We start from the raw sequence: 12,130 nt of genomic DNA, 5'->3' as shown, positions 1-12,130 counted from the left end.
GTCATTGTGCCGAAATCCGTGATCACACCGCGGAGATAGACGTCACTCCTACCTGTCGGCACATTAAGCTGACCTTCTGGATCAACCCCGAACGGATGTGGCGAAACCCAGTGCCGAAGCAAACCGCAGATCTACAGACAACCGAGTCCGAGACGACCGGCAAGAGCGAGAAGCCCGACGGGCGCAAGCGTCGTTGGCGCGAACACAAGATCGCGCGCCGCGAGGAACTCGTGGACGGCACGATCGCGGCCATCCGCTCCCGGGGCCGCGACATCGGCATGGACGACATCGCGTCGGAGATCGGCGTCTCCAAGACGGTGCTGTACCGCTACTTCACCGACAAGAACGACCTCACCAGCGCGACCATGATGCGATACGTCGAGACGATTCTCGCGCCGCGCATGTACGAGGCGATCGGCGAGGATCTCGACGAGTACGACCTCACTCGTGTCGCGATCTCGGCCTACGTCGAGACGGTCGCGGCGGACCCGGACGTCTATCTGTACGTGATGGCCAACAGCTCGGGGCCCAATCGCGATGTGGTCGCCGACTCCGAGCGGATGATCGCGGAGCTGCTCGCGACGGTGCTCGGCGAGCGGCTGCGGAGCATGGACATGGACTCCGGCGGATCCGTGCCGTGGGCGTACGGCGTGGTGGGTGCGGTCCAGCTGGCGACGCACTGGTGGATCTCGAACAAGTCGATGTCGACGGACGACCTCATCGACTACCTGGTGATGATGACGTGGGGCGGCATCGCGGGCATCGCGGCGTCCAACGGGTCGCCGGCGCGGTTCAAGTCGGTGCCGCATCCGCTACGCGAGAAGCCGGACCAGACCGACTGATCAGATCTTGTGTTACCGCCGGTAACAAGTATTCTGGCGGTGTGACCGACTTCACCGACCCGCGCGACGAGCACCACGACGACGAACCGGCCGGCTACCGGGGCCCCGCCCAGGTCACCGTCGGCGGGCATCGTCCCGTCATCGTCGACGTCGAACTCTCGGGCAACTTCGAGCCCATCAGCGGTCGGTTCGTGTGGCGCGGGCGCGTCCGCGAACTGACGGCCGCGCTCGGTGGCGACGTCGCCGTGCCCGCCGGGACGGAATTGACGATCGGCACCGCGGAGGGCACCGGCGTGGCCGCGGTCAGCGACCTGGACCTGTGGGGCAGCCACATGGTCGACGGGCTGACCCGGCCCCCTTTCCCCGTCATGGAGGACACCGAGGGGCTGCTCTAGTGTGACCTGTTGCACGCAGGCACAGCACCCGCCGAGGCACCCCTTCCGCCGTCGCTTCTCGCATCCGGAGGTCTTCGTTGGCCGACAAGGTTCCCACGTCCCGCCTCGTGCGGGGCTCGAAGTTAGGCCAGGTCGCCGCCGGTCGCGCCATCCGTAGCGCCGGCACCCGGGTGTCGATGGTCGGCCGGTCCGAGGAGGTCCGCGCGCGCCTGGCGGAGAAGTCCGCGATCGCCGCCGCCGACCAGCTCGTCACGGTCCTCGGGAGCATGAAGGGCGTGGCGATGAAGCTGGGCCAGATGCTGTCGATCCTCGATCTCGACCTCGTTCCCGAGGAGCACCGGGAGGAGTTCCAGCGCAAGCTCGCGGCACTGCGGGATCAGGCGCCGACGACGTCGTTCGAGACGATGCGCGATGTGATCGAGGCCGACTACGGACGCCCCCTCGGCGACGTCTTCGCGGAGTTCGACCCCGAGGCCGTGGCCGCCGCGTCGATCGGTCAGGTCTACCGGGCCCGGCTGCACGACGGCCGCGACGTCGCGGTCAAGGTGCAGTACCCGGGCATCGACGCCGCGATCCGCGCCGACATGAAGAACCTCACGATGTTCCTCAAGATCTGGAAGTCGACGGTTCCGACGTTGTCGACGCCCGCGCTGCTGAACGAGTTGCGCCTCAATTTCGAGGGCGAGCTGGACTACGAGCGCGAGGCACTCACCCAGCGCAAGATCGCGCAGTTGTACGCGAACCACCCCTTCATCGCGGTCCCGGACAGCGTTCCGGAGCTGAGCACCCACCGCGTGCTGGTGAGCGAGTTCTTCGGCGGCACCGGTTTCGCCGGCATCCGCGAACTCCCCCAGCGGGAGCGAAACCGGATCGGCGAGATCATCTTTCGCTTCTACATCGGTTCGCTGTACCGCTATCACGAGTTCTGCGGAGACCCGCATCCCGGAAACGTGCTGCTCGGGGACGACGGCCGTGTGGGGTTCGTGGACTTCGGACTGTTCAACAGCATGGACGCCGAGCACGTCGAGTTCGAGAAGAGCTGCCTGCGCGCGGCGACCGAGGGCCGCAAGGACGACCTGCACGCGCTGATGGTGCAGCGCGGTGTCATCTCTCCTGCGGCGGAGGTGACGCCGGACGAGTGCCTCGACTACGTCTACGCCGCTGCGGAATGGAACCTGGTGGACGCCGACATCGCGATCACCCCGGAAATGGCGAGCACGGGCTTCCTGCTGGCGATCGACCCGCGCGCGTCGGAGTTCTCGGGCATGAAGACCCAGAGCCTGCCTCCCGAGCATCTGTTCTCGAGGCGGGCCGATTTCCTCACGTTCGGGGTTCTGGGCCAACTCGACGCGAGCGCCAACTGGCACCGCATCGGCCGGGAGTGGGTGTACGACGATCCGGCGGCCACCGAACTCGGTGCGGCCGAGGAGCAGTGGAGACTCACCCTCTGACGCGTCCCGGCGGACGAACGTAGCACGAACGGAAGATTGCCTTCCGGTGAAGTCCGTCCACCGCTGCTCCGCGGCCCCACGGCGTCCACTAGCGTGACCAGTCGCTCGCAGCCGGACACACGGGAGGCCCAATGCTGCAACACATGTCGGGTGGCGTGGAGACGCCGCAGAGTCCCACCCTCGCACGGATCCGGGCAGGTCTGACGACCCTCGGCCCGCGCGAGCAACTCGTGGCCCGGGCGATCCTGTCCCGACCGCAGGCCGTGGTGGACATGTCGACAGCCGAGTTGGCCGCGCTGTCGGGGACGTCGCCGGCGACGGTGATCCGCGGGTGTCAGCGTCTGGGGTTCCGCGGATTCCAGCACCTGCGCCTCGAACTGGCGCGGGTGTCGTCCAGCGAGTCGGGGACTCCGTCGACACCGTTGGACGAGGCCTTCTCGGCGGCGAGCGACGCTCTGGTGGCAACTCGCGCGAACGTCGACGGCGACGCCTTCGACCGGGCCGTCACGTCGCTGATTCGCGCCGACCGGGTTCTCATGCTCGGAAACGGGTTCTCCTCCCCTCCCATCCAGGACGCGGCACTGCGCTTCGTCACCGCGGGTCGCAGTGTCGAGGCACCCGTCGACATTCTGGCCCAACAGTTCTCGGCTCGACTCCTCGCGGCCGGTGACACCTGCCTCGCGGTGAGCTACTCCGGCGCGAACACGCACACGCTGCGGGCCTGCACGGCGGCAGCCGACCGCGGCGCGACGGTGATCGCGGTGACCAGCTACGCGCATTCCCCCTTGACACGTCTCGCCGACCCCGTCCTATGGGCCGGAGCCGGTCTGCGCGAGAACGACGCCGATTCGTTCGCCAGCCGGATCAGCCAGTCCGTCATCCTGTACGCGCTGCACCGCGCGATCCTGTGCCACCCCGAGTCGAGGCCACTGGACTCCGCGGCGCGTGAGGTGGTCGCCGACGCACTGAGCGAAGATCTGCCGTCGGCGTGACGGGGGCCGCGGCCCATTGTTAATCGAGCCGACTCCGTCTCGTCGCACGACGCGCGTCGAGCGTTCAGCCCCGCCGACCAACATCACCTTCCGTGAAACGTCGTTCCAAACCTGTTGGAGCGATGGAAGAGGAAGGGTGGACATTGATTCCGATCGATGCGCCGGGCACGTACAACGTGCGCGACGCCGCTTGCGGCCCGGTGGGATCCGGCAGGCTTTTCCGCTCCGCAGCGCTCGACCGACTCGAGCCGGCCGGCGTGGACGCCCTGCTGTCGACGGGCATCCGCACCGTCGTGGATCTGCGTGACGAATCCGAGAAGAACCCGAGCTCGACCGCACGGTCCTGGAACGTCGTCGGGATCCCGTTGTACGACCCGGCGTTCGGCGCCCCGTCGCACGGGGACATCGATTCGGTGTATCGCGGACTTCTCCACGACCGCGGTCACCGGATCGTCGACGCGCTGCGGGCGATCGCCCAGTCACCCGGGCCAGTTCTGGTCCACTGCACGGCCGGCAAGGATCGCACCGGTCTGGTGGTGGCCGTCGCTCTCACCGCGGTCGGCTCACCCGAGGCGGACGTCCTCGCCGATTACGCGTTGTCCGGCAACCAGGTTCGTCCGCACCGCGAGAAGGCCGCGCGGCAGTTGCTGGCGCAGCGGGAACTCGACGAGCACGAACGGCAGCAGAGCCTGGAACTGCATCTCGAGTCACCTGCCCCCGCACTCGAACGCGCGCTGGCCGAACTCCGCGACGTGTACGGCTCGGTGGACGACTACCTGCGCGCCCACGGCTTCACGGACACCGATCTCGCGGCGCTGCGGGATCGCCTGTGCGGCGGGCAACGGCTGACCGTGCTCCACGTCTCCGACGTACACGCGACCGCGAGCGGTGCGCTGTACCGGCGCGTCGACGGCACCGACCGTCTCCGGCAGGTGACGGACACCGTCCTGGGCTCGGCTCTTCGGCCCGACGCGGTCGTGATCACCGGAGATCTCTGTCAGTCAGGAGAATTCGACGCCTATCCACGACTGGCCGAGGCCGTCGAGGACATGCGCGCACGACTCGGCTGCCCGGTCCTGCCGGTACCCGGAAACCACGATCACCCCGATCTGTTCGCAGCCACGTTCGGCGCCGACCGCGTCGTCGAGGCCCGCGGATATCGAATCGTGGGTCTCGACACCAGCACCGGGTCGCTTCCGGACAGCGAGATCGACTGGCTCGTCGCCACTCTCGCTGAACCCACTGCCGCGGGGACGGTCCTCGCGATGCACCATCCCCCGATCCGGGCCGCCGCGGCCGCGCTCGTGGGCCGCGAACTCGCCGCACCCGAGCGACTCGCATGCGCCCTGCGCGGCACCGACGTCCGGGTGATCCTCGCCGGGCACTTCCACCACCCGATGAGCGGGGCCCTCGGCGACATCCCGGTCTGGGTGGGAGGTTCCCTGGCCTACCTGCAGGACACCGGCGCCAGCGCAGGCACGGTGGTCGGCCTGGACTCGCCGTCGTTCTCGGTTCTGCGTCTCGACGACCAGGGTTCGAGTTGCGTGCCGATTCCCCTGACCGACCCGGACGTGCTGTTCCGGGCCGCACCCGGAACGACCGTCGTCCCCGAGCGTCGCCGTCGCCCCGTTCCCGCTGCACTGCCCTACGACCCACCGTTCCAGAAACAGCCGATCAGGAGTTCGAAATGACCCGTCTTCGTAAAGTTCTCGCCGGCGTCGCCCTCGGTGCGACCGTCGCCTCCGTCGCCGCCTGCTCGGAGCCCGAGGCGCCCGCCGCCGCGCCGTCCGAGTCCGGTTCGGGCAGTGGATCGCTCACTGTCTACACTTCCGAGCCTCAGGCCAAGATCGACGCGATCGCCGCGGCGTTCGAAGAGGAGAACCCGGGCATCGACGTCCAGATCTACCGCGCCGGGACGGGCGACCTGAACGCCCGGATCTCGTCCGAACGCGCCACCGGCAAGATCGGCGCGGACGTGCTCCTCGCCGCCGACGCCCCCACCTTCGAGGGGTTCAAGAAGGACGACCTTCTGCTGCAGTACACACCGGCGGACGCGTCGTCGCTCGACCCGAACGTCGTCGATCCCGACGGCTTCTACGTGGGTACCCGCATCATTCCGACGGTGATCGCGTACAACACCGGTGCGGTGTCCGCCCCACCCACCTCGTGGAAGGAGCTGGCCGATCCGCAGTACGCCGGCAAGATCACTCTCCCCAATCCGGACGTCTCGGGAGCCGCGGCGTTCAACACCGCGGTCTGGATGAGCACCGACTCCCTCGGCGAGGCCTGGATCGAGGGCCTCACCGCCAACGATCCGGTGGTGGCCGAGAGCAACGGCCCGGTGGCTCAGGCCGTCGCGGCCGGCACCCAACCGATCGGTGTCGTCGTCGACTACCTGGTGCGTGAACTCGCGGCGAAGGGCTCCCCCATCGCTGTGTCCTACCCCACCGACGGTGTCCCGTACATCACGCAGCCGGCCGGCATCTTCAAGGACTCCGACAACGCGGCCGCGGCGAAAAAGTTCGTGGACTTCCTGGTCGGCAAGAAGGGCCAGGAACTCGCCGTCTCCCAGCAGTACCTGCCGGTCCGCGGTGACGTCGGCACGCCCGCGAACGCTCCGAGCCTGGACAGCCTCACGCTGCTGACCCCGAACCTGCAGCAGATCACCGAGATCCAGGCCGACGCCGTCAAGAAGTTCAATGCCCTCGTCAAGTAGTTCGACCAATGCCGTTGCCCGGACCCGTCCCGGGCAACGGTTCGATTCGACGACGGTGCCGCGGATAGTCCTGTGGCTGTTCGCGGGCGCCCTCATCGTTGCGCCGCTCGTCGCTGTCGTCGCTCTCGGTCTCGGCGGCAACCACGTCGGTGAACTCGTCGACGGCGGCATCGTCACCGCGGCCCGCAACAGTGTCGTTTCCGCCGGCCTCTCTGCGGTGCTCGCCGTGCTGGTCGCGACGGCGATGGCACTGTCGCTGGATCGCACGGACCTGCCCGGCCGCCGGGTGCTGCGCCTGATCCTGTTGAGCCCGTTGCTCATTCCTCCCTTCGTGGGTGCGATCGCGTGGACCGGCCTGTTCGGGCCCAGTGGCACGATCAACAAGTTGTGGACCGGTGCGTTCGGTGGTCCGCTGTGGAACATCTACGGCGGCGACGGGGTGGTGTTCCTGCTGACCGTGCACTCGTATCCCATGGCCTACCTGATCATTTCCGCGGCGCTGCGCAAGGTGCCGGGCGACCTCGAGCAGGCCGCCCGCATCGCCGGCGCCTCGCCGTGGCGGGCAGCGCTCACGGTGACGCTGCCGTTGCTCCGCCCCGCGCTTCTCGCGGCGTTCACCCTCACCGCCGTGTCGAACCTGGCCGATTTCGGCATCCCGGCCCTCGTCGGCCTGCCCGAGCGCTATGTCACCCTCTCGACGATGGTGTACCGCTACATCCAGTCCGGCACCGTCGACAGTCCCCTCGAGGTGGTGTCGACCATCGGGATCGCGCTGCTCGTGCTCGCCGCCGCTGCCGTCTGCATCGACCGCCTGCTCTCGCGGCGCGCGCAACAGCTCGACGGCCCCGTGACCGAGGGACAGTTGCTGCCGTTGGGCGCCGCCCGGATCCCGACCACCGTCGCCGTGTGGGTGGCGGGCCTCGCCCTGACACTGCTGCCGATCGCGGCGCTCGCGACCCAGGCCCTCCTGCCCGCACCGGGAGTCCCACTGACCTGGGACAACCTCACGATCGACAACCTCGTCAACGCCGTCACCGCGCCGGGAACGTTGGTAGGGGTGCAGAACTCGGTGATGCTGGCAGTGGGAGCGGGTGTCGTGTGCGCGGTCGCCGGACTGGCCGTCGGAGTGCTCACGACGCGGACCCGCAACCGGAGCAACGTCGGCCTCGACCTCGTCGTGATGCTGCCGCAGGCGATGCCGGGACTCGTCATCGCGGTCGGCTGGCTGATCATCGGCCGCTACACCGGCCTCTTCGACACCGTCTGGGTGATCCTGTGCGCCTACGTGACAGCGTTCGTCGCGATCGTGGTCCAGGCGGTCCGGGGGCCGTTGACGTCGACCCCCACCGCGCTGGAGGAGGCCGCCCGGATCTCGGGGGCATCCCAGGTGCGGGCGCTGCACGACGTGCCGTGGAAGATGGCGGTGCCGGCCGCGATGACCGGTGGCGTCCTGGTGGCGTTGACCGCGGTCCGTGAACTCACCATGTCGGTCCTGCTCGTCGCGCCAGGAACCCAGACACTCGGAGTGTCGATCTTCAACCTGCAGCAGGCCGGCGACTACAACGCCGCGTCCGCGCTGTCCCTGATCGTGGTGGCCGTCGGTACCGCGGCCCTCGGTATCGCGGCGTCCACCCGCCATTCCCACTGACCCCGACCGACGAAAACGGAGGACCCACAACCATGTCCGCGATCTCACTGAAGGGCGTCGAACTGGAGTACCCGAACGGCACCGTAGGACTGCGCGGCGTCGACCTCGACGTCGAGGACGGCGAGTTCGTCGCGCTGGTCGGGCCGTCCGGCTCCGGAAAGACCACGCTGTTGCGGACGATCGCCGGATTCCTCCGTCCCACTGCAGGCACGGTCCGATTGGGTTCGCAGGTCGTCGCCGGCGCCGGTCGTTCGGTGCCCCCGGAAGGACGCGGGCTGGGCATGGTCTTCCAGCAGCACGCGATCTGGCCGCACCGCAGCGTCGGCCGCAACGTCTCCTACCCTCTCGAGATGGCCGGCGTGCCGCGGTCCGACCGGTCCCGGAAGGTGGCGGACGTGCTGGACATGGTGGGACTCTCCGGATACGAGAATCGTAATCCGGCAACACTTTCCGGTGGACAGCGGCAGCGGGTGGCACTCGCGCGGGCGCTGGCGTCCGCGCCTCACGCCCTGCTGCTCGACGAGGCACTGTCGGCGCTGGACGAGCCGCTGCGGGACCGCCTCCGACTGGAGCTGCGGACCCTGACCCGGGCGGCCTCGCTCACGGTCGTGCACGTGACCCACGACCGCGCCGAGGCCCTGGCGCTCGCCGATCGAGTCGTCGTCCTCGACGGTGGCGCCATCGCGCAGGTCGGGACACCTGAGGAGTTGGTCTCGCAGCCGGCCTCGACGTTCGTCGCGCGTTTCCTGTCCGACGCCAACCTCGTCGACGGACGGGTCGGCGACGGATGCTTCGACGCCGACGAGTTCCCGTTCCGGGTGGATCTCACCAGACTCGGGCCCACAACTCCCGGGCGCGGCACCCTTGCCGTCCTACCCGGCGACATCGATCTCACCCCCGCGACCACGGACGGCGCGGGCATCGTGATGTCCTCACTGTTCGGGCGGGACAGCTCCGATGTCATCGTCACCCAGCACGGCAAGGACTTCCGTTGCTCGGTCCGGGGTATCCGGCCGGCGGTGGGCGATCGGGTGTCGCTCGCGGTACGACGCGCGTTGTTCTACCCGGCACCGTCGGAGGTCGACGGCGAGCGCCCCACCGACATGTCGTGCGCCGACGCTCTGAAGGTCTCGGGATGAGCGGCACCGCCGTCGCGCTGGTGCGGCACGGCCGCACGGACTGGAACCGCACCGACAGACTGCAGGGGTCGAGCGATGTCCCACTCGACGATGTCGGCCGGCAGCAGGCACGCTCCGCCGCGCGCGTGCTCGGCGCCGACGGTTGGGGCGCGATACTCGCGTCGCCCCTGCGCCGGGCGGCCGACACCGCCGCGATCATCGGGCTCGAACTCGGGCTGGGACGGGCCGAAACGAGCGAACTCCTCGTCGAGCGAACCTACGGTCTCGCCGAGGGCCTCACCCGGGAGCAGGCGCTGAGAGCGTGGCCGGACGGCGTGTTCCCCGGCCAGGAGTCGACGGAGTCGCTCACCGCCCGAGGCCTGTCCGCGCTCGACGCGATCGCGCGCACGCAGCGGGGCGAGCCGGTGATCGTCGTTGCGCACGGCGCGCTCATCCGTGCGACGCTCACCGCCCTGATGCCGGCCCCGGCACCGCGGATCCTCAACGGTTCGGTGACCACCCTGGCCCACACCGAGGGCCGATGGGCCGTGCGCGAGATCAACCTCGTCGAAGCGTGAGCCGTACACCCCTGCCTGTGGCACAGTTCGGATTCATGGGAGCGGACTCGCAGAGCGCACTGTGGACCACACCGGCGGCCGAGGCGCTTCGCGCCGGACCGCACACGAAGGTCGCGAAGATCGACGCCAAGACCACCCCGGGCTTCACCGGCAACAAGGCCGACGGCGAGCGGATGCTCGAGGAACGCGGCGCGGCGCTGTCGGCGCTGCAGGAGAAGCTGTACGCCAACGGCCGCTTAGGAGACAAGCGTTCGGTGCTGCTGATCCTGCAGGGCATGGACACCGCGGGCAAGGGCGGCATGGTCCGGCACGTCATCGGCCATGTCGATCCGCAGGGCGTCGACCATGCCGCGTTCGGGGTGCCGACGCCGGAGGAGAAGCGCCACCACTACCTGTGGCGGATCAACAAGGCCCTCCCCCGCGGCGGCCAGTTGGGGGTGTTCGACCGGTCCCACTACGAGGACGTCCTGGTGGTTCGTGTCCACGACCTCGTGCCACCGGAGGTGTGGCGCGGACGCTACGACGAGATCAACCTGTTCGAGCGCGAACTGGTCTACAGCGGCACGACGTTGGTGAAGGTCGCGATGTTCGTCTCGCTCGACGAGCAGAAGGCGCGACTCGCCGAGCGCCTGGAGCGTCGCGACAAGTACTGGAAGTACAACCCGGGCGACGTCACCGAGCGTGCGCTGTGGCCGCAGTACCAGCAGGCATATCAGGCGATGCTGGACAAGACGTCCACCGAGTACGCACCGTGGTACGTCGTGCCGTGTGATCGCAAGTGGTACAGCAGAATTGCGGTGACGGAACTGTTGATCGACGCACTGTCCCGGCTCGACCTGGACTGGCCCGAGGCCGAGTTCGACATCGACGTCGAGAAGGAGCGCCTGGCGCGCTCCTGACGACCGTCTACAGCATGTGCGGCGTGCTGTGGTGCACCTTGTGGTCGTGGTGGGTGACCCCGCCGAAGATCAATGCCGATCCGGCCAGGCACAGGAAGCTGACCAGCCCGGCGATCAGGGCCCATCCCGCGAATCCGCCGCCTGCGGCAACGAGGAACAGTCCGAGCGTGGCGATGCCGACCAGGGCCAGTGCGTATCCGGCCCACCCTGCGAAGTCGTTCAGAGTCATCTGATGCTCCCTCCTCGATGTCGGGCTTCGAGGCCTGTGACACGAAACTACGCCGCATCGAGGAGGGGCAACAGGTACGGCAAATATCAGAAAGTGGCCGCGTCGATCACGAACCGGTATCGCACATCGCTGGCGACGACGCGGTCGTAGGCCTCGTTGATCTTCTCGGCCGGGATCACCTCGATCTCCGCACCGATGCCGTGCGCGGCGCAGAAGTCGAGCATCTCCTGCGTCTGCGGGATGCCGCCGACGAGCGAGCCCGCGAGGCTGCGCCGGTTCTTGAGCAGCGAGAATCCGCGGACGCTGATCGGATTCTCGGGCAGCCCCAGCTCGACGAGGGTGCCGTCGACCGCGAGCATCGACAGGTACCGGTCCATGTCGAGGTTCACCGACACGGTGTTGAGGATCAGGTCGAACCGGCCGCGCAGCGTCTTGAAGGTCTCCTTCTCCGCGGTCGCGTAGTAGTGGTCGGCGCCGAAGCGCACGCCGTCGTCCTTCTTGCTCAGCGACTGACTGAGCACGGTCACCTCGGCGCCCATCGCGTGCGCGATCTTGACGCCGATGTGGCCGAGACCGCCCAGGCCGACGATCGCGACCTTCTTACCCGGGCCGGCACCCCAGTGGGCGAGCGGCGAGTACAGCGTGATGCCGGCGCACAGCAGCGGTGCCGCGACATCGAGCGCGAGGCCGTCGGGGATCGACAGAACGAACTCTTCGTTCACGACGACGTGCGTGGAATATCCACCGGCCGTGCGCTTTCCGTCACGACCGACGGTGTTGTAGGTGTCGACGACGCCGTTCTCGCAGTACTGCTCCTCACCGGCCTCACAGCTGGCGCAGGCGCGGCACGAGTCGACGAAGCAGCCGACGCCGACGCGGTCACCGACGGCGTGCCGGGTCACCTCGGATCCGACCTCGGTGACGATGCCGGCGATCTCGTGGCCCGGCACGACGGGATAGCTGGTCGCACCCCACTCGTTGCGCGCGGTGTGGATGTCCGAGTGACAGATACCCGCGTACTTGATCTCGATGAGGACGTCGCGCGGACCGACGTCACGACGTTCGATGGTGGTCTTCTCGAGGGGCGCGTCGGCAGAGTTCGCGGCGTAGGCGGAGACGGTAAGCATGCGTACATGCCTACCCGTCATCGGGGAGTGACACACAACGGGCGCCGCCGGAAATCCACTGACCTGCGCCGATACCCCGGGACCAATTCCACCGAAACGCCCCGCACGCGACTTCCGCCGCTCTAGCATCGCCAC

At 68.4% G+C, this 12,130-nt stretch carries 12 protein-coding genes; 10 read left to right on the top strand and 2 right to left on the bottom strand.

The window, feature by feature from the left end; genetic code table 11:
• Window positions 1-95: 95 nt before the first annotated feature.
• From DEU38_RS02985 to DEU38_RS02940, 10 genes are all read left to right on the top strand, one after another.
• A complete protein-coding gene (locus DEU38_RS02985; RefSeq protein ID WP_114718659.1) occupies window positions 96-842 on the top strand; it encodes a TetR/AcrR family transcriptional regulator in 747 nt (248 codons plus the stop codon).
• A 41-nt stretch (window positions 843-883) separates the two neighbouring features.
• Window positions 884-1,237 (top strand): DUF4873 domain-containing protein, encoded by a 354-nt coding sequence (locus DEU38_RS02980; protein WP_114718658.1) that lies wholly within the window; start codon window positions 884-886, stop codon window positions 1,235-1,237.
• A gap of 77 nt (window positions 1,238-1,314) precedes the next feature.
• Window positions 1,315-2,688, top strand: coding sequence for an AarF/ABC1/UbiB kinase family protein (locus DEU38_RS02975; RefSeq protein WP_114718657.1), 1,374 nt, complete (start codon window positions 1,315-1,317; stop codon window positions 2,686-2,688).
• 131 nt (window positions 2,689-2,819) lie between these two features.
• On the top strand, window positions 2,820-3,680 hold the full coding sequence (locus DEU38_RS02970) for a MurR/RpiR family transcriptional regulator (RefSeq protein ID WP_217487154.1): 861 nt from the start codon (window positions 2,820-2,822) through the stop codon (window positions 3,678-3,680).
• 143 nt (window positions 3,681-3,823) lie between these two features.
• Entirely contained in the window at window positions 3,824-5,371 is a 1,548-nt protein-coding gene (locus tag DEU38_RS29650; RefSeq protein ID WP_302675463.1) for a tyrosine-protein phosphatase, read from the top strand.
• Window positions 5,368-6,396, top strand: coding sequence for an ABC transporter substrate-binding protein (locus DEU38_RS02960; RefSeq protein ID WP_114718655.1), 1,029 nt, complete (start codon window positions 5,368-5,370; stop codon window positions 6,394-6,396). The genes DEU38_RS29650 and DEU38_RS02960 overlap by 4 nt, the downstream gene beginning before the upstream one ends.
• Complete coding sequence (locus DEU38_RS02955; protein ID WP_114718654.1) at window positions 6,380-8,044, top strand: iron ABC transporter permease; 1,665 nt, start codon at window positions 6,380-6,382, stop codon at window positions 8,042-8,044. Before DEU38_RS02960 ends, DEU38_RS02955 begins: the two co-directional genes overlap by 17 nt.
• 32 nt (window positions 8,045-8,076) lie before the next feature.
• Window positions 8,077-9,183: an ABC transporter ATP-binding protein gene (locus DEU38_RS02950; protein WP_114718653.1), complete on the top strand. Its 1,107-nt coding sequence runs from the start codon at window positions 8,077-8,079 to the stop codon at window positions 9,181-9,183.
• Window positions 9,180-9,740 carry a histidine phosphatase family protein gene (locus DEU38_RS02945; RefSeq protein WP_114718652.1) on the top strand — a complete coding sequence of 187 codons (561 nt, stop codon included), beginning with the start codon at window positions 9,180-9,182 and terminating at the stop codon, window positions 9,738-9,740. The genes DEU38_RS02950 and DEU38_RS02945 overlap by 4 nt, the downstream gene beginning before the upstream one ends.
• A 35-nt stretch (window positions 9,741-9,775) precedes the next feature.
• Window positions 9,776-10,639, top strand: a complete 864-nt coding sequence (locus tag DEU38_RS02940; RefSeq protein WP_114718957.1) for a polyphosphate kinase 2 family protein — start codon at window positions 9,776-9,778, stop codon at window positions 10,637-10,639.
• A gap of 7 nt (window positions 10,640-10,646) precedes the next feature.
• Here DEU38_RS02940 and DEU38_RS02935 read toward each other — a convergent pair whose 3' ends face one another.
• Window positions 10,647-10,868, bottom strand: a complete 222-nt coding sequence (locus DEU38_RS02935; protein ID WP_114718651.1) for a hypothetical protein — start codon at window positions 10,866-10,868, stop codon at window positions 10,647-10,649.
• Between the two features lie 86 nt (window positions 10,869-10,954).
• Window positions 10,955-11,995, bottom strand: coding sequence for an NAD(P)-dependent alcohol dehydrogenase (locus DEU38_RS02930; protein WP_114718650.1), 1,041 nt, complete (start codon window positions 11,993-11,995; stop codon window positions 10,955-10,957).
• Window positions 11,996-12,130: the final 135 nt, after the last annotated feature.

It is taken from the genome of Rhodococcus sp. AG1013, assembly GCF_003350365.1.
Classification (GTDB): Bacteria; Actinomycetota; Actinomycetes; order Mycobacteriales; family Mycobacteriaceae; genus Prescottella.
The sequence above is the reverse complement of the archived record's forward strand: the minus strand, read 5'-3'. Positions and strand labels throughout refer to the sequence as shown.

Bases quoted from the DNA above. Each gene is read 5' to 3' on its own strand.
- DEU38_RS02930 (WP_114718650.1), bottom strand. From the start codon at position 11,995: ATGCTTACCGTCTCCGCCTACGCCGCGAACTCTGCCGACGCGCCCCTC.
- DEU38_RS02960 (WP_114718655.1), top strand. From the start codon at position 5,368: ATGACCCGTCTTCGTAAAGTTCTCGCCGGCGTCGCCCTCGGTGCGACC.
- DEU38_RS02950 (WP_114718653.1), top strand. From the start codon at position 8,077: ATGTCCGCGATCTCACTGAAGGGCGTCGAACTGGAGTACCCGAACGGC.
- DEU38_RS02955 (WP_114718654.1), top strand. From the start codon at position 6,380: ATGCCCTCGTCAAGTAGTTCGACCAATGCCGTTGCCCGGACCCGTCCC.
- DEU38_RS02985 (WP_114718659.1), top strand. From the start codon at position 96: ATGTGGCGAAACCCAGTGCCGAAGCAAACCGCAGATCTACAGACAACC.
- DEU38_RS02940 (WP_114718957.1), top strand. From the start codon at position 9,776: ATGGGAGCGGACTCGCAGAGCGCACTGTGGACCACACCGGCGGCCGAG.
- DEU38_RS02945 (WP_114718652.1), top strand. From the start codon at position 9,180: ATGAGCGGCACCGCCGTCGCGCTGGTGCGGCACGGCCGCACGGACTGG.
- DEU38_RS02935 (WP_114718651.1), bottom strand. From the start codon at position 10,868: ATGACTCTGAACGACTTCGCAGGGTGGGCCGGATACGCACTGGCCCTG.
- DEU38_RS02970 (WP_217487154.1), top strand. From the start codon at position 2,820: ATGCTGCAACACATGTCGGGTGGCGTGGAGACGCCGCAGAGTCCCACC.